This window comes from Planktothricoides sp. SR001, assembly GCF_001276715.1.
GTDB lineage: Bacteria > Cyanobacteriota > Cyanobacteriia > Cyanobacteriales > Laspinemataceae > Planktothricoides > Planktothricoides raciborskii.
On the sequence record NZ_LIUQ01000011.1, the window covers coordinates 29,415 to 46,420 of the forward strand.

The 17,006-nt window shown below is 45.9% G+C and carries 11 protein-coding genes and 1 pseudogene; 9 read left to right on the forward strand and 3 right to left on the reverse strand.

What is annotated here, in order from left to right:
* Positions 1 to 160: 160 nt before the first annotated feature.
* The 3 genes and pseudogenes from AM228_RS36710 to AM228_RS32180 all read left to right on the forward strand — a co-directional run.
* Positions 161 to 1,672 (forward strand): annotated as a pseudogene (locus AM228_RS36710) (protein kinase); the annotation flags it as partial.
* 5 nt (positions 1,673 to 1,677) lie between these two features.
* Complete coding sequence (locus AM228_RS36715) at positions 1,678 to 1,866, forward strand: PT domain-containing protein (protein WP_369817698.1); 189 nt, start codon at positions 1,678 to 1,680, stop codon at positions 1,864 to 1,866.
* Positions 1,867 to 1,891: 25 nt separating this feature from the next.
* Positions 1,892 to 5,590, forward strand: coding sequence for an FHA domain-containing protein (locus AM228_RS32180; RefSeq protein WP_354636428.1), 3,699 nt, complete (start codon positions 1,892 to 1,894; stop codon positions 5,588 to 5,590).
* An 86-nt stretch (positions 5,591 to 5,676) separates the two neighbouring features.
* Here the strand turns inward: AM228_RS32180 and AM228_RS08760 are convergent, their stop codons facing one another.
* The 3 genes from AM228_RS08760 to glgP form a co-directional block, all read right to left on the reverse strand.
* Positions 5,677 to 7,287: a family 10 glycosylhydrolase gene (locus AM228_RS08760; RefSeq protein WP_231636711.1), complete on the reverse strand. Its 1,611-nt coding sequence runs from the start codon at positions 7,285 to 7,287 to the stop codon at positions 5,677 to 5,679.
* A 462-nt stretch (positions 7,288 to 7,749) separates the two neighbouring features.
* Positions 7,750 to 9,261: a hypothetical protein gene (locus tag AM228_RS08765; RefSeq protein ID WP_054465747.1), complete on the reverse strand. Its 1,512-nt coding sequence runs from the start codon at positions 9,259 to 9,261 to the stop codon at positions 7,750 to 7,752.
* A 132-nt stretch (positions 9,262 to 9,393) separates the two neighbouring features.
* A complete protein-coding gene (gene glgP, locus AM228_RS08770; RefSeq protein WP_054465748.1) occupies positions 9,394 to 11,592 on the reverse strand; it encodes an alpha-glucan family phosphorylase in 2,199 nt (732 codons plus the stop codon).
* A gap of 682 nt (positions 11,593 to 12,274) precedes the next feature.
* Between glgP and AM228_RS08775 the strand changes: the two genes are divergently transcribed.
* The 6 genes from AM228_RS08775 (at position 12,275) to AM228_RS08795 (ending at position 16,990) form a co-directional block, all read left to right on the forward strand.
* On the forward strand, positions 12,275 to 13,603 hold the full coding sequence (locus AM228_RS08775; RefSeq protein WP_054465749.1) for a valine--pyruvate transaminase: 1,329 nt from the start codon (positions 12,275 to 12,277) through the stop codon (positions 13,601 to 13,603).
* A gap of 76 nt (positions 13,604 to 13,679) precedes the next feature.
* Complete coding sequence (locus AM228_RS08780; protein WP_197285251.1) at positions 13,680 to 14,873, forward strand: AAA family ATPase; 1,194 nt, start codon at positions 13,680 to 13,682, stop codon at positions 14,871 to 14,873.
* Complete coding sequence (locus AM228_RS08785) at positions 14,870 to 15,628, forward strand: DUF4276 family protein (protein ID WP_054465751.1); 759 nt, start codon at positions 14,870 to 14,872, stop codon at positions 15,626 to 15,628. The genes AM228_RS08780 and AM228_RS08785 overlap by 4 nt, the downstream gene beginning before the upstream one ends.
* A 50-nt stretch (positions 15,629 to 15,678) precedes the next feature.
* The gene (rimM, locus tag AM228_RS08790; RefSeq protein ID WP_054465752.1) at positions 15,679 to 16,284 is read left to right on the forward strand and encodes a ribosome maturation factor RimM; all 606 of its coding nucleotides are present in this window, start codon (positions 15,679 to 15,681) and stop codon (positions 16,282 to 16,284) included.
* Positions 16,285 to 16,319: 35 nt separating this feature from the next.
* A complete protein-coding gene (locus AM228_RS36085) occupies positions 16,320 to 16,451 on the forward strand; it encodes a hypothetical protein (protein WP_255353169.1) in 132 nt (43 codons plus the stop codon).
* 245 nt (positions 16,452 to 16,696) lie between these two features.
* Positions 16,697 to 16,990, forward strand: coding sequence for a hypothetical protein (locus AM228_RS08795; RefSeq protein WP_054465753.1), 294 nt, complete (start codon positions 16,697 to 16,699; stop codon positions 16,988 to 16,990).
* Positions 16,991 to 17,006 lie beyond the last annotated feature (16 nt).

The following is a 17,006-nucleotide window of genomic DNA, read 5'->3' on the forward strand; positions in this document are numbered from 1 at the left end:
ACAGTTTTCTAATTCTTGGCAAGTAGGCGATGTTCTCCTGGGACTATATGAAGTTCTGGCAGTGCAGACCCAATCTTCTGAGTCTCCTGAGTCTCCTGAGTCTCCTGGTATGGGAACGCGTTATCACGTGAGGCACCTGGGCTGGGATGTCCAACTGATAATGAGCGTTCCTAAACCGAAAGTCTTCCTTGGCGATCGCTCCATCGCCGACCGGGTTAAAGCTTGGGCAGATTTGGCATGGCATCCGCTATTAGTCAATTGCTTCTATGGGCGCTCCTTGCCCCCAAAAAATCTTGAACTCGCCGGTGAAAGCCGTTTCGCCATCTTCACCGAGTTTGTCACTGGCAATACCCTAGATGATGAAATTCGGTCTGGTAGGTTGTACCAAGGAACCAGTAACGCGGTTTTGGCCAGAATTTTAGACATAGCAATAAAATCCGCTTGGGCGCTGGCTTATATCCACCGGAGTGGCGTAATTCATCAAGGGGTTCGTCCAGCAAATCTCCTCCTGTGCCCTGATGGTTTGGTTAAACTAAATGACTTTGTTACTTTCTGGGGACTCGGTGCCTCTGCCCAAAGCGATCCATCCAATAATTTCTGTTTCGATCCCTATTTTTCCCCAGAACAAGTCAAGTCTTTGTCTTTAACCCCAACTGTGGATTGTTGGAGTTGGGGGCTGTTGGTTCTGGAAATGTTCCAAGGAAAACGCACCTGGTCTGCGGGATCCGCCGCTGCCCAAGCTTTGAAGTCTTATCAGGAGTCTGGGGAATTTTCCCCATTTTCCCCAGGTTCGTCTGGTAGGAACACCGACCAAATGCCCAGTTCGCAAACGCCCGGTGAGATGCCCAGTCCGCAAATGCCCAGTGAACTATGCTGGTTGTTGCGCCGCTGTTTCCGCAAGAACCCCACCGATCGCCCCACCTCTGAGGAAATTTCCTCAGAGTTAGAAAAAATCTATCTGCTCTCTACTGGGGTTGCCTATCCCTGTAAACATACCTGTACATATAATTTTGTCAGTTGGGCTAAGGAACGAAATCCCACCTACTATCTGGCATCTCTCAACAATAAAGCATTGTGTTCCCTAGACTTGGGCTTTTTCCCTCGCGCTCTCCAACTGTGGGATAAGGCTCTGGAAATTAACCCCGCTCATTTAGAGTCGGTCTACAATCAGGGCTTGTTTCTCTGGCGCACCGCTCGAATTGATGACGTGACTTTGATAAGTAAGCTGGAAGCTCTCCGGGATTTCTATGATAGTCAACAGGTAGATGATTTGTTGAATCTGGTTAATTTAGAACGCGGCGTAGGGGCAGGCGTAGGAGCGACTACTTCAGGTGAACCTCTACCGCAGCCTTTTTCCTCCCCATCCTCCCCATCCCCCCCATCCTCCCCACCCTCCCCATCCCCCCCATCTTCCTCGCGGGGCTACGGGGGCGAAGGGCTGATGGGACTAATTCGCCAGATTCCTAACCACACCAATTTGATTTCGTCCGTCTGTTTTACCGGCGATGGTCGCTTCTTTCTGTCCACTAGCGATCGCCACACTTTTAAGCTTTGGTCCGTAGCCACCGGCGAATGTCTGCACACTTTCGTCGGTCACACCCAGGAAGTTAAATGCGTCTGCGTTAGCGCTGATGGCAAGTATGCTCTCTCTGCCAGTTGGGATCGCACCATGAGACTTTGGGATGTTATTTCCGGCAACTCACTGAGGATTTTTCCTCACAACCCGCACTTTGGCGAACAGGAAGGCCAACAGGAAGGCCAACAGGAAGGCCAACAGGAAGGCCAACAGGAAGGCCAACAGGAAGGCCAACAGGAAATCTTTACCATAGCTCTCAGTGCCAACGGGGTTTTCGCCCTCTCCAGTAGTGGCGATCGCTTTAGTTTATGGCATATGTCAACCGGCGAATGTCTGCGTAGTTTTGTTGGTCACAAAGGAGATGTCCTTGCTTTAGCCTTAAATAGCAATGCCCCCTCCCATGCCCCCTCTTATGCCCTCTCTGGCAGTCTGGATAAAACCATTAAACTCTGGGAGGTTGATACGGGAATTTGTCGGCAAACTCTCCACGGTCATCAGCGAGAAGTCACCTCCGTATGCTTCAGCAATAATGGTGACTATGCTCTGTCCGGCAGCCGCGATCGCACCCTAAAACTCTGGCAACTTTCTACCGGGGATTGCCTACAAACCATGTTCGGTCACGGGGATGAAGTTACTTCGGTCTGCCTAACCCCTGATGGCAACTACGCTTTGTCCGCCAGTTCCGACCATACCTTGAAACTCTGGCATCTGGAAAACGGACGTTGTTTACGCACCTTTGAAGGTGACAATGGCGCTATTACTTCCCTGTGCTTGAGTCCTGACGGGCAAATAGCCCTCTCAGGCAGCATGGATCATACCCTGAAACTCTGGTATATTCGCCCCCCCCAAACTCCCGCGATCGCGACAAAGCTCCTCTGCACCCCACACCGGGGTAGAGGGGATGAGGGGATAAGAGGCAGAGGGGATGAGGGGCTTTTGCTCGATGGCGGCTCCCCGGCTCGATTGGCGGCTCCTCCGCTCGATGGCGGCTCCCCCGCTCCCCCACACAAGAGCACAAGAGCACAAGAGCACAAGAACACAAGAACACAAGAGCACAAGAGCATCCCTAGACAGTCTAAAAAATACAGGATTTTCCACTTGCCGAAAAAATCATTTGTTGCCGCTGCTGAAGAAATTACCCTGGCAGAACACAGTAGTACTATTGGCCCCGCTGTTCTGAGTGCTGACGGTCGCATCGCCCTTTTTGCTGGAAGTTTAGATAAGTCTTTTGTGGGAATGTTCAGCGTTGATGAGCGTTGCTGTAGCGGCGAATCTACCGACGAAGCACCGAGTAGGGCGGTCGGAGGCGATCGGGAATTCGTCGGTCACAAAGACCAAGTGCGAAGCTTAAGCTTAAGTTCAGATAACTCCACCGCCCTCTCTGGTAGTGCGGATAAAACCGTGAAACTCTGGGAAGTGGCCACGGGCAAATGTCTTTGTACCCTAACCGGCCACCAGGATGCAGTTAATTCCGTAAGCTTTAGTGCCGATGGACTCTATGTTATCTCTGGAAGTAGCGATCGCACTATCAAACTTTGGGATATCGCCACGGGCAAATGTCTCTATACCCTCAAAGGTCACTACGGAGCAGTTAACTGCATATATCCCAGTCCTGACGGTCGCTACCTCCTCTCTGGCAGCGCCGATACAACCCTCAAGGTTTGGGATTTACGTCAGCAAAAATGTCTGCGGACTTTTAAAGGTCATCAAGGCAGCATTACTTCCCTGCAAATCAGCGCCGACGGTGCGATCGCTCTCACCGGCAGCACCGATAAAACCCTCAGACTGTGGCACCTCCATCAGTCAAAGTGCCTGCAAACCCTCATAGGACACACCGCTGAAGTAACTTCTGTTTGCCTAACCCAAGAAGGTCGCTACGCCCTCTCTGCCAGTCAAGACCAAACCGTAAAAGTTTGGCAAGTAGCTAATCGTCAATGTCTGCATACCTTTATGAGAATACCCAGTTCTGGGGGCGACGTTTCCCTAAGTGTTTCCCCCCTAAGTGTTTCTTTAAGTGCAGACGGCCGTTATGCTCTCTGTAGCAGCGCTATGACCCTAAAACTTTGGTCGCTGGACTGGGAACTAGAAAACCGCGACCCAGCACCTTGGGATGAAGCCGCCCGCCCCTACCTAGAAGTGTTTCTAACTTTACACACCCCAGGAACCCATATCCCAGGAACCCATATCCCAGGAACCGAGGTAGGGGAAAATAGTGAGGAAAATTCCTCAGAGGAAATACCCACCTGGACAGAGGCAGATTTTCAACAACTACTCCGCATTCTCTCGTGGAGTGGTTACGGTTGGTTAGAACCAGAAGGGTTGAAAACTCAATTAGAAGCAATGGCCGCTAATTGGCAGTGGTTATCTCCCTTTATCGCTGAAATTTCCTACTCGGAGTTAGAATATGAAGGAACTCAGCTAACTTATTACGCCCCAGAAAGTGTGTCAAAAGAGGAGCCCGCCATCGGCAGAGGAGCAGAGGAACCCGCCGTCGGCAGAGGGACCCGCGGTCGGATGATCGGCCCGCCGTCGGATGAGGGGCTTTTGCTCCCCGGATCCCCGGATCCCCGGATCCCCGGCACCCCCGCTTCCCCGCACCCCACCTACCCTGACGCGATTACTTTAGTAATCGAATCAGGTCCATTGAAAGGACAAAAGTTTCATTTTAATAGTCGCACTACTTGCGTAATTGGTCGGGGTCAAGGCTGTATTCCGCTTCTTCCCAACGACTCCAGTCATCAAACAGTCTCTCGCTATCACTGTTTGTTAGATGTTAACCCACCTTTTTCTATTAGAATTCGCGATTTAAATAGCAAAAATGGCACTTTTGTGAATGGCCAAATTCTGGGTAAAGATATCAAAGATACTGTCGCAGGAAATATCAAGTATGAAATGAAACTGAATGATGGCGATCGCTTTAAACTTGGTTACACATCTTTCGCAGTTTTGATTAATAGTAAACCGTCAAAAGAGAATATTGATCAAAATTTTTTGAATTTAAATTCATCAATAAAAGGCAATTTATTCTTTAATTTGCCCAACGATTCGGCCAATAATTCATCGGGATTACCAATATTACCGACAATTGAAGGCTATACTATTTTGGATGTTTTGGGTCGGGGACGCACCAGTCAAGTACACTCAATTCGTCACAATGAAACCGGGCAAATTATGGCTTTGAAAGTGCTGCAACCTCAGTCCGGGAAGCAGTCCGGGAATCAATGGGAAAAAATCGCCTCCTTCCTGCGGGACTTAGAAAACCTGAAAAAGTTGCGTCACCCCAACATAATCCAACTCATTGACTACGGCTATTGGGGCGGACAGTTTTTCCTAATCCTTGAACATTGCCCTGGGGAAAATGTAATTAAACTGATGCAGCAACAAGGAAAATGTTTATCAGTAGAAAAATCCCTAGAAATTATTTTTCAAGTGCTGGACGGTCTGGATTATGCTCATCATCTGGATGTGCCATTTGGAAAACAAGCGAACGTTTTGAGTGATGGTAAGGGTTTGTTTCATGGAACTTTGAAACCAGCAAACATCTTTTTATCTGGTGTATTATCTGGTGTATTATCTGGTGTATTATCTGGTGTAAAGCCTAATACGCCCCAAGAAGTAAAAATCCGAGTTAAGCTGAGTGATTATGCTTTAGATAAGGCGTTTGATTTGGCAGGTTTGGGGGGTTTAACTATGACGGGAATTAAACCTCGTCAACCGATTTTTATTTGCCGTCAACAAGCTATTGATTTTAGATGCGTACAGGCTGAGTTGGATGTGTGGACAGCAGCAGCTTGCTTATATTTTATGCTGACTGGTCGTTTTGTTCGCAATTTTGTTGGCGAAAATCCTTGGTTGACGGTGCTACAAACAGAACCAGTGCCAATTGGCGATCGCCACCCAGGTATCCCCAAGGCTTTGGCAGAGTTGGTGGATTTGGCTTTAGGCGATCGAGGGCATATTTATTTTAAAAAGGCGGCGGCATTTAAACAGGCTTTAGAATCAGTATATCCGTAGGGGCGAAGCATTCCCGTAAAAAATTTACGCTTCTAACCATAAATTATCGGCGGGAATGCTTCGCCCCTACATTAAGCTGTAACCAGTTAATTAGAATTACAAAACTTGCGATCGCGCTCGGACTCAGGCTCCTGCCACGCATAAGCAAAATGGCTGACCGAATCAATTCGATTACCCAATCGACGATAGATATCATCCATTTGCGCCTCTAAACTGGGACGATCCTTAATCGACTTACCCCAGTCTCCCGCTAAAGCGGGAATAATTCTCGTTTGCGGGGACGCCATCGACACCACGCGCTGGATTTCATCCACAATACATTGAGTTTTCCCACAATTAGCATAAGCCATCGGATGGAACTCCATACTGGCAGGAAATCTATCCCACGGCTGCAACCGAGAATCATAACCCCGCTCTCCCACAGGGCGATTTCCTCCTGGGAAAAACACCGCCCCGGCAGGTAAACCTTGCGCCTCTATCGGCTCGATCGCTAAAGCTACAAAATCCAAAATTCCCTGCACCGCATGGGCTACACTCAGATACCACAATTCCCATTGCAACTGGGATTGAAGCTGTTCTGGGGTAGCCACGGTTTTGGTGGCAACGACCGAACGCCCTTGCCACAAGGGTTCGCCTTCACCGGAATACAACTGGTTAACATCAGCAATATCCTGGGTTGTCACCGTACCATTAGCAACAAACCGGCGAATCAACTCCCTGCCTTTCTGATTCAATGCCCTTTGATAAAGAGTTTCTCGGGAAGCTTGAGAATAAATCCAAAGTTGCTGTACATTGCTGACCACGGACGCGGATCCGACACCTCGCAAGTAACGCACATAGTCAAACAACATTCCATCGGGCTGGCGATCGAGAACTTCTGAAATCATTAAGGCGTAATCCTGCCTAGCTTGGGGGCTATAAGGATCGATAAAGACATGACTCTCCTGAGACTCTGCCTGACTATGAAGTCCTAATTCCTGGCTGATATTCATGGTGTGTTGACCCTGACCATTCATAGCTAGGGCAGACTGTCGCATAGGGTCTTGGGCATAAGTGTGGCCAAAATTCATAGTGAAGTGCCAAGCGTAAACTTTCAGTCCCCGCTGGCGGCCTTTTTTAATCACTTCTGCCAGGAGGTCTAGGTTTTCTAATCCAGGAGTTCTAATCGCCGAAGGCCAAGGAGTAGGATTGTCAGATACGGGCAGCAAGACTTGACCATCATAGAAGGTTTCTACATATACCTGGTTATATCCTTTATTGACGATTCGATCCAAAAGAGCGTCGAGGTTTCCGGGTCTGGCATCACAGGGATATAACCGCAACCAAATTGCTTGATTTTTCGGCCAGTTCTGATTACGACAAGTGTTCAGCCGTTCTGCTTGTGTTTGTAAGAGGGCATCATATTCCTGCTGGGCTTGGCTGTCCCCGGCAACTGCTGCCTGCCGCAGGTCATTTTTCTTTGCCACTTCGTCTGCGGACAGTTGGCAGGTGGGACGCATTACCCCTTGGGCTTGCTGCGAGGGTAGGGCGGTGGTGATGATGGCAGTTAAGAACGCCAGGCCCAGGGAGGAAGCTATTTTCAGCCCGGGAAAAGGCCGTGAACTCGCGGGGGGTTTTTTGGTTGATTTTCCCGTTAGCGATCGTGGGAACAACATGAAACAATCAGACATATAGTGAGTGGTGTTAGAGGAGGACATAGAGAGATAATTTACTTCTTCCCTGCTCTGGAAAACTTAGCAGGAAAAAAATAAGCGTTTAACTTGACTATTTTTTCTGCTTTAGGTTCACCAAAAGCAAAACACCTTAAAGGGCATTTTTAGCATACCGCGATTCAAGCGATATGTTTACGATCCGGGATTCAAATTTTTAAATCATATGAACAGCTTTTTAAATTATCAGAACAGCAATAAGTTTTTTTTATTTTTTAGTTCTGAATTTATTTTAGGTCAGTTTTGGGGCGTTTCCTTGGTTGCTAAATTTTTTCAGCACCAAAAAATCCGCAGATATCGATATCTTCTATAACCGTTTCTATAACTTACTATAAGTTTCTATAAGTTTCTAGAACTTACTCTAATTTACTGCATCAGATTTACTTAGTAAATCTCCATATCCCCAGAGGTTTGCGCGAGTTAGTGAAACTATTCTGTTTCTAAGGGTTTTTAAGGTTTACTTAAATATTTATAAACGCTCGAAAAAGTCCCAAAACCCATTGCCAGACTCAAGATAACGCTGGCGAAAAATGGATGGACGGATAGATTGATTAATGGTATAATTAAAGCTCGATCCGGGACGATGATATAGAGAAGACTGGCAGCGATGATTCCTGCCATTCCTAACCCAGCGGCTAAGGCTTGCAGTTGAGTTTCTAAACGCCTTCGTCGTTGCAATTGAGCTAATTCTATTAAGCCCCGCATAGAGGAAATAGTTTGCTCTAACAAGAATTGTCCGGGTTTAAACTTGTTGACATGACTTTGGAGCTTTTTTTGACAAATTTCAGCATCTTTTTGGATAAATCGGGACAAAAATTTCACCGATGATTCATCTTTAATTCCTAATGACTCGATCCGCTGCAACGTTTGTTGATATCGATCGCGGCTGAAGGCGATCGCTTCCTGTAAAGTTTCTAAATCTCTTAATAATTCGGCATAGCCTAAAGCCAATTGGGGAAAGTTGCCGAATTGATTCCACAAACACTCTAAAACCTGATTTGAGCATCCATTTTTGTCAAAGCCAATCCTTTCCATTTGTGAAATCTGATTATGAATATTATGATAAGCTTCAGCAATTAAATCATGCTTTTTTTCGCTTTCGACAGCCACTGCTACGATCTGATGGCTATAAAAAAATAACTGAAAAAATTCTCTTTGACATTTTTGATAAACTTGTTCGATTTGCCTCTCGACTAAAAACCAAATTAAGATATGGGGAATCGTGGTGACATTAGCAGTGAGACCATATTCAAAAACTGGAGAACCTAGCAGTCTACCTTCCCCTTTAAATGACGGTTTGATTTCAATGGCAGTCAAAAGCTCACTTAAAACGAGATCGCTCAAGGATTTTAAATATTTCTGGTCAGTTTTGGCTTGCAACTTTTGTTCGGGAGTCAATAAACTCGTAACCAACAAAGTTTGGCCGATAAAATTCTCTAAATTACCCTCAGTATTATCCTCAGTATTATTCTCATGTTTCCGGTCAATAATTAACGGATAGTTTTGGCTGAATTCCCGGAAAATTTCTATGGGCACTTCTAGTAACTTTCCCGAACCTGCTTCCCGTTCAGGAATATGCAGATTAAACCACAACCCATAACTTTGATCGATTTCTTGATAGTTAGCATATCCCCAGACCGGATAGTCTTTTTCCCGGATTTTAATCTTGTGAGCAAAGCGAGACTGACTCTTTTGGGGAGTCATCTCATAGAAAAACCTCAGCATATTTGGGTTTTCCTGTGTTGTTTCTGACGTATTCTGGGGCGTTTCTGGCGGTGATTTTAATACGCCACTTGCTCTGGCGCCTACGGAACCCGACGGCGCACCGCAGTGGCTTTGGTTTAACAATTTTTCACCATGTTGATAAATCTGCTGTGTTTCTACGGGCTTGCCCTCATTTTTTAACTCAAACCCATAAAAATATAAACTAGGAGCATATATGCGATCGCCACTCATAATCATATCAACTATATCCCACCTCAACACTCTTACATAAAACCAGGAAAGAGGAGAGAGGAAAGAGAATTCTCTATTCTCTATTCTCTATTCTCTCTCCTCTATTCTCTCTTCTTGATCGCCGCCCTTACAGATAGACTATGCCAAAACGCTGGCTCGAATTGACTCTACATTAGTTGCGATACCCGGTGCATAGACTTTAGCCACATAATCGGCAATCATGCGATCGGTGTTAAATAATGGGCCGTTGGTTTTGATGGAGGCTTTCATCATCTGAATCCAGCCATGAGGAATGCCGTTGGCATCTCGGTCATAGTACAACGGGACAATTTCCTCTTCTAATAACTTGTAGAGGGCTTCGGAGTCGATTTTATCCTGGAGTTCTTGGTCGGTGGTATGGGCATCTTCCCCGATCGCCCACCCATTAATTCCCTTGCCATCGGGGCCTGCTTGGTAGCCTTCACACCACCAACCATCGAGGACGCTACAGTTAATCCCCCCGTTGAAGCAGACTTTTTGGCCGCTGGTGCCCGATGCTTCCAGGGGACGACGGGGCGTATTCAGCCACACATCCACCCCTTGCACCAATTTCCGGGCGGTGTACATATCGTAATCGGGGATAATCACCACGCGATCGCGCAATTGTTCGTGGTTGCGAGACCAATCAAACAACCGTTGCAAAATCCGCTTGCCTTCTTCATCAGCGGGATGGGCTTTCCCGGCAAAGATTAGCTGCACTGGGCGATCGGGGTTGCCCAAAATTGCCAGCGATCGCTCGATATCTCGTAGCAACAGATAACCGCGCTTATAGGTACTAAATCGACGGGCAAAACCAATGGTCAACACATTTGGATCGAGCATTCGGTCTATGGCTTCAATCCAAAACTGATCTTCACCCCGTTCTTTGCGGGCTTGCTTGAGTTTAGCCCGCGTATGGGCAATCAAGTAATCTTTCAGCATCAGGTGCCGCCACCAGAGTTCTTGATCGGGAATTTGCTCCACATTCGCCCACATTTGCGGATCGGCAATTTTACTTGACCAGTCTTGACCCAGGTATTCTGTATAAAGGTCATCTAGCAGAGGCGCCGTCCAAGTGCGAGCATGAACCCCATTGGTAATATGGCCAATAGGCACCTGATCCACGGAACCCTGGGGATAGAGAATATGCCACATTTTCCGAGAAACCTCCCCATGCAGGGCTGAGACGCCATTGGCAGTACGACACATCCGCAATGCCAGCACCGTCATGCCGAAAGGTTCCCAGGGATCGTCCAGGCGACGGGCGCCCAAGGCCATAAACTGATCTTCCGATAAACCTAATTTTGTCCAATAACGGGAAAAATAGGACTCAATTAGGTCACGAGAAAACACATCATGGCCAGCAGGAACTGGGGTATGGGTGGTAAACACACAGCGATCGCGCACCGTCGCTTCCACTTCATAGAAAGACTTACCCGTTTTCAGCATTTCTTGCCGCGCTGCTTCCAAAGTGCAAAACGCCGCATGGCCTTCATTCAAATGACAAATAGCAGGCTCAATTCCCACAGCTTTTAAAGCTTGGAAACCCCCAATTCCCAGGATAAATTCTTGAGCAATGCGGGTTTCTGCATTCCCACCATACAAATGGCCGGTCAGCCAACGGTCAACCAAATCATTATCTTCGCGGTCAGTATCTAATAAATAGAGATTGACTCGTCCCACCTGGGCTCGCCAAATTTGAATTTTCACAAGACGTTGACGAATTTCCACTTCAACGGTTATGGGGTGTCCTTGTGAGTTGACCATCAACTCCAGAGGCATAAGTTCAAAATTGTTATCCACATAATAATCTTCTTGCCAGCCATGACGGTTGATGCGTTGCCGGAAATAGCCCTGGCGATACATCAAACCCACCGCTACCAGGGGCACCCCTAAATCCGAGGCGGATTTTAGATGGTCTCCGGCTAATATGCCCAAGCCTCCAGAATAAATGGGCAGGGATTCATGGATGCCAAATTCCGCGCAAAAGTAAGCCACGGGACTGGTGGGTGAAATTTGCGGAGCCACGCGAGATGCCCAGGTATCCGCCTCACTCATGTAACGCTGAAATTGCTTGAAGACGGACGTGACTCGTTTGATATAAATCGGATCGTTGGCAAGCTGACTCAAGCGCACTTGGTCAGCAAATCGTAACAAGGCAACCGGATTATGATTACACTTTTGCCATGTTTCTGGATCGATGTTCCGAAATAGGGAAATGCGCTCTGGAGTCCAACTCCACCAATAGTTATAGGCAATTTCCGCTAAAGGTTTGAGGGTAATTGGTAACTTTGCTTTGAGTTTTTCGACAGCTTTCATGGATTCATCACCTTGATTAGCAATCCTGAGTTTCAGGAAATTTATTGTTGCGTTTTTTGGCAGATTTTTGCCCTGTTGTAGACCAGATTATATCGTCTTTTGTGCTAGGTGAGGCGGTGAAAGTGAATCCTTATATCTAATTTTTAGGGCATTTTAATCAAGAAAAGATTTTTTGTTGAAATTATGTGAATTTAATGGTTAATTACCCGGTTTAAATATTTAAAAATCCTGACATAGAGATTTTGGCATCTATATGATTGGTGGAAATAGACTGAAGACCCTTTAAGTTCGGCCTAATATCTTAACACAAGGATTGTGGTCAAACTGATGGTGCAGTCAAGGGGCGGGTGAAGCGATCGCGCTTAGGGGCGAATCCCATTAATCGCACCTTTTAATGGCAGCTTTTCTCGGCGCTAACCGGAAACTTCAGCCCCACAACATACAGTTTAAATAAAAAAGTTAAAAATTCTTAATCTACTGTATTCCTTAAAATATAATAGAAAATTAACCGAGTCAGGCACTCGATAAAGACCCGGAGGTGGAAAAGAGAACCATGTTTTTCTGGTTGACTTTTATGGGCTGCTCCCTGAAACCCCCGATCGGGTCGAGGCTTGAACCGTTCTGAGTCCCGTAGTTACAATACAAAAATAAACTTCTTTTGTCCTTTATATCTTTAAGTCCTATGAATCCTGCCCTGAGTAAAATTGGCGCCCAAATGTCCCACTTAACTGGAGTGCGGGCAATCATGAAAGATATCGTAGAAACGCTCCGTGCTGGGAAGGGGCAGGAATTTATTAATCTCAGCGCTGGCAACCCGGTGATTTTGCCGGAAGTTGAGCAACTATGGCGCGATTGTACTGCCGATTTGTTGGCTAGTCACGCCACTTGCTCTACTTGGGGAGACCCCAAGACCGCAGTGGCTTCGGAATATGGGGAGGTGGTTTGTCGCTACGGCGCCAGCCAAGGATATCAGCCGTTTATCGAAGCCGTCCGGGATGATTTTAACCGCCGCTATGGGTTGAACCTGTCCAACAACAATATTTTAATTACTCCGGGCAGTCAGTCGATTTATTTTTATGCGGCGAATGCGTTTGGGGGCTATACCGCTGATGGCAGTCAACTGAAAAAAATTGTCCTGCCCTTGAGTCCTGACTATACGGGATATGGCGGGGTGACGTTGGTGCCAGAGGCTTTGATCGCCTATAAACCCACTTTGGATATTGATGAAAAAGCCAATCGGTTTAAGTACCGTCCCGATTTTAGTCAGCTTGCGATTGATGAAAATACCGGCTGCGTGATTTTTTCCCGTCCTTGTAATCCCACGGGAAATGTGCTGACTCAGGAGGAAGTGGAAAAAATTGCAGCCCTGGCAGCGCCATATAATGTGCCGGTGTTGGTGGATTCTGCTTATGCTCCCCCATACCCAGCTTTGAATTTTACCGATATGACCCCAATTATGGGTGAGAATATCATCCACTGTATTAGTTTATCTAAGGCGGGATTACCGGGAGAACGGATTGGGATTGCGATCGGCGATCCGGAGATGATTCAAGTGCTGGAATGTTTCCAGACGAATATGTGTATTCACTCCCCCCGCTACGGTCAGGCGATCGCGGCTCGGGCGATCGCCTCTGGTACACTAGCGGATATTGCCGAAACCGTAATTCGCCCTCATTACCAGCAAAAATTCACCGTCGTCGAAAATACCCTAGATCAAGCCATGCCTAAAGATTTGCCTTGGTGTCTCCACCGTGGAGAAGGGGCGATCTTTTCCTGGTTATGGTTGCCAGAGTTACCCATGACCGATTGGGAATTCTATCAAGAACTGAAAAAAGTCGGCGTGATTGTGGTGCCTGGTAGTTCATTCTTCCCTGGTTTGCGCGAAGATTGGCCCCATACTCAACAATGTATTCGGATTAGTTTAACCGCCACCGATGAAGAACTCACCACCGGGATGCAGCGATTAGCCAAAGTTGCGGCAGAAGTTCATCAAAAGGTATTGGTTAGTTAAAAGGTAGGGTGGGCATTGCCCACCCGATAAATCACTACAAAATTACCTCTCATTTGTTGGCAGTAAAAAAATATTGATGATGTCTAATCAATTAGATTGTATTGAAATTAATAATTTTCGCTCCCTGGTCAACCTGCGGATTAAAACCAATTGTCTGAATCTTTTTTTTAGACCAAATGGCTCAGGAAAATCTAGTTTATTGGATACAATCTGGTTTATCCGCGACTGTGCCATCCGAGGGGTGGATTTAGCTTCTGCCGATAGAGATCATGGGATTGGTTTGCTCTGGGATGGGTCCGAAAATTACGAGAATATTGCAATCGCGATCGAGACAGAATCCAGTAAGTATCAAGTGTTATTTGGGTATTCTGCAGGTAGAATCGAACCTTTTGTGGGAGAAAAACTATATTCTAAAGAAAAAAATCTCTGGTTAATTAATAGAGACATCGGCAGTAACCAGGCTGAATTTTATCAATTTAGTAGTGGTAAATTAGTTTCAAAAATTTTAAAAAAACCGGAAAAACTCGCTTTAACAAGTTATGTAGCGTTTGAAGAAAGCGATCCGGCTGCCGCTGATGTAGATAACTTGCTTCGCAAAGTGCGTTTTTATCATTCCCGATCAGCTTCCTTATATAAAATTAAAAGATTCGGTTCTGAATCAGATTATGGAGAAAGATTACAAGAGCGGGGAGATAACTTGTGGTCGGTGTTGAGAAACTTACACGATCTCCGGGAAATTGACGAGCGCTACAATACAATTCTCCAGTTTATGAAAGAAAGTTTTCCATCATTTAATGGAATGTTTATTAAGCAAACTGGGCCGCGATCTGTTTATGGAAACTTTGTAGAAAAAAAACGTCGTCAGCCAATATTTGCATCAGGAGTTTCTGATGGTCATATTCAGATGCTACTGAATCTTACTGCTTTATTTTCCGAAGGTGACAACCGCACTATAATTTTATTTGATGAGCCAGAAATATCTCTGCATCCCTGGGCATTAGCGGTTTTTGCTAAAGCCGTAAAGTTGGCTACTGAACAGTGGAATAAGCAGGTTTTTATTGCCACACATTCCCCCGTCCTCATTAGTCAATTTGAAGCAGAGAATATCTTAACTGCGGAGGTTGACGAATTGGGTCGGACAATCATAAAACGGGTCAATGAAATAGAAGATATTCAAGATTTGCTCGCAGATTATGATACGGGTTCACTGTATATGGCTGAAATGGTTGCTGCTCAAAGTAAGCCTCGGTTTCAGGAGTCCCGGAAATGACCAGTCAATCAACCACCCCCGCTCAACCTTATCGCTATGTTAAGTTCGGATTAATCTTTACTGGAGAAACGGAAGAAATCTACTTGCCAAAGTTATTCAAAACGTTGATGGATCTAGGTAGTTGTTATTTTGAAGTTATCCGGCGAATACCACAGCTAGATCCGAGAACGGATCGGAAGCAAAAGCTAACAGTTACGGGAGTTCAAGACAAAAAAATCCCCAGCAAAGATGAAAAGGAAATTACATGGCCTGCGAAGCAATATCTGAATCAATCAAACACCTATGCGATCGTGGTGGACGACCTAGAACATAGTCGCAAGTCTCAAGCACAAGCGGTTTTCGATCGATACCGGAATGCCCTGGATATATTGCCACCAGACCAAAAATATCGTGCTTCGGTGCATTTTTTGGTGAATATGCTGGAAGCTTACTATTTTGCTGATGCTCAGGCAATTAATGCGGTATTAGGAACAGCTTTGGAGGATTATCGGGGAGATGTGGAAACTATCCGCCACCCCAAGGGTGATTTAAAACAACTAGATCGGGATCGGGGTTTTGACGAAAAAAAAGATGGGGGTAAAATTTTACAGAAGCTTGATGTAGAAAAAGTTTTGTCCAACCCTGACACCTGTGCATCTTTGAGGACGCTATTTGCCTGGTGTTTGAAGTGCTTGGGTGAACCATCGACCAATGAATATCAGTTTCTCAATGGAAAATTGAGCGAAATCACCCGATCGCAATTAGAAAACAGTTAAAAAATATTAAATCCACAATAATCCCTGGTTTTTTGTGTATGTCTGAATCGATGTCTGAATGGATTGAAATTGGTAAAATTGTCGCCCCCCAAGGACTGCGGGGGGAAATGCGCGTTTATCCGAGTACGGATTTTCCCGATCGCTTTCTGGAACCGGGGCAACGGTGGCTATTGTCTCCTGGTGACAGGGAACCTCAGCCCGTTGAGTTGTTGGACGGTCGCTATCTGTCTAATAAAAGCTTATATATAGTGCAGTTGGCTGGGGTGGAGACGGTGGAAGAGGCGGAGGCATTGCGCGGTAGTCTGCTGCTGGTGCCGGAAAGCGATCGCCCCCTTTTAGAAGAAGGTGAATATCATGTCCGTGATTTGATTAATTTACCCGTTTTCCTTCAGGAAACAGGCGAACTCGTGGGGACGGTGGTGGATATGATTTCTGCCGGTCACGATGTTTTGGTGGTGGCGGCTGAGTCAAAATCCCTATCCGCTAATTTGAGCGAGGATGATTTGGGGTCGGGCAAAAAGCAAAAGGCAAAAAAGCCCAAAAAACCTCAGTTATTGATTCCTTTTGTGATGGAAATTGTCCCCGTGGTAGACCTCGAATTGGGGCGAATTGAGATTACCCCACCCCCCGGTTTGCTGGATGTAAATAATTATTAAGATTAGTGGCAAATTATTGGCAAAAATCATGTTTTATGCAGTGGTGTAGGGGGGCTAGTTTAGGAATACAGAAACCGGGTTTCTGGCTAAAATTTGCGGCGTTGCTGCATGATTTTAGTCAAGAAACCCCGTTTCTCTGGGCTACGGGCGGATCTTTTTTTCGGTAGAATCCTGAACGCAAAAGCCGTTAATTTGTCTAACATAATTTAAGATTATTTTAATAATTTACAATAATTTACAAACTGGTTTAATCATCGGATATTCGGTGATAGAAATCACCAAATAAGCATTGTTAAATCACAGGAATTCTGTGCGGGCGATCGCACAAGAAAGGCAAGCAAGACTTCATACTGATTAAGATAAGCGTAAAAGGCTTTTTTCTGAATGGTTCACTTTTACCTCGGTTTTGACCATGAAAAGTTTTCAGCCTACCCACAAACTCATCGCTCCAGCGGGAGAAGAAATCCCCGTGCTGTTAGTTCCAGAAATTTTAACGGTTAGTTATCTAGTAATAACGAAAATTGAATATGAGGAGGGAACTGCTCCCTTTTATCGCTGGCATCCGTTACAAGGTGTCACCTATAATGGCATCAAATTAGAGGGATTAAAAGTTTTACCTTTAGAGTCGGCTTTTGGCAAAAAAGCTGAATTAACTGATTATGAATCTAACAGAAATCATCCCGGCGATCTGGTGATGGTTTTGTGAAGAAAGATTAGACCAA

What these genes read in the sequence shown, in the direction of transcription:
- AM228_RS32180 (WP_354636428.1), top strand. Translation starts at nt 1,892, where the DNA reads ATGTCAACCGGCGAATGTCTGCGTAGTTTTGTTGGTCACAAAGGAGAT.
- glgP (WP_054465748.1), bottom strand. Translation starts at nt 11,592, where the DNA reads ATGAAAGCTGTCGAAAAACTCAAAGCAAAGTTACCAATTACCCTCAAA.
- AM228_RS08785 (WP_054465751.1), top strand. Translation starts at nt 14,870, where the DNA reads ATGACCAGTCAATCAACCACCCCCGCTCAACCTTATCGCTATGTTAAG.
- rimM (WP_054465752.1), top strand. Translation starts at nt 15,679, where the DNA reads ATGTCTGAATGGATTGAAATTGGTAAAATTGTCGCCCCCCAAGGACTG.
- AM228_RS08780 (WP_197285251.1), top strand. Translation starts at nt 13,680, where the DNA reads ATGATGTCTAATCAATTAGATTGTATTGAAATTAATAATTTTCGCTCC.
- AM228_RS08775 (WP_054465749.1), top strand. Translation starts at nt 12,275, where the DNA reads ATGAATCCTGCCCTGAGTAAAATTGGCGCCCAAATGTCCCACTTAACT.
- AM228_RS08795 (WP_054465753.1), top strand. Translation starts at nt 16,697, where the DNA reads ATGAAAAGTTTTCAGCCTACCCACAAACTCATCGCTCCAGCGGGAGAA.
- AM228_RS36085 (WP_255353169.1), top strand. Translation starts at nt 16,320, where the DNA reads ATGCAGTGGTGTAGGGGGGCTAGTTTAGGAATACAGAAACCGGGTTTC.
- AM228_RS08765 (WP_054465747.1), bottom strand. Translation starts at nt 9,261, where the DNA reads ATGATTATGAGTGGCGATCGCATATATGCTCCTAGTTTATATTTTTAT.
- AM228_RS08760 (WP_231636711.1), bottom strand. Translation starts at nt 7,287, where the DNA reads ATGTCCTCCTCTAACACCACTCACTATATGTCTGATTGTTTCATGTTG.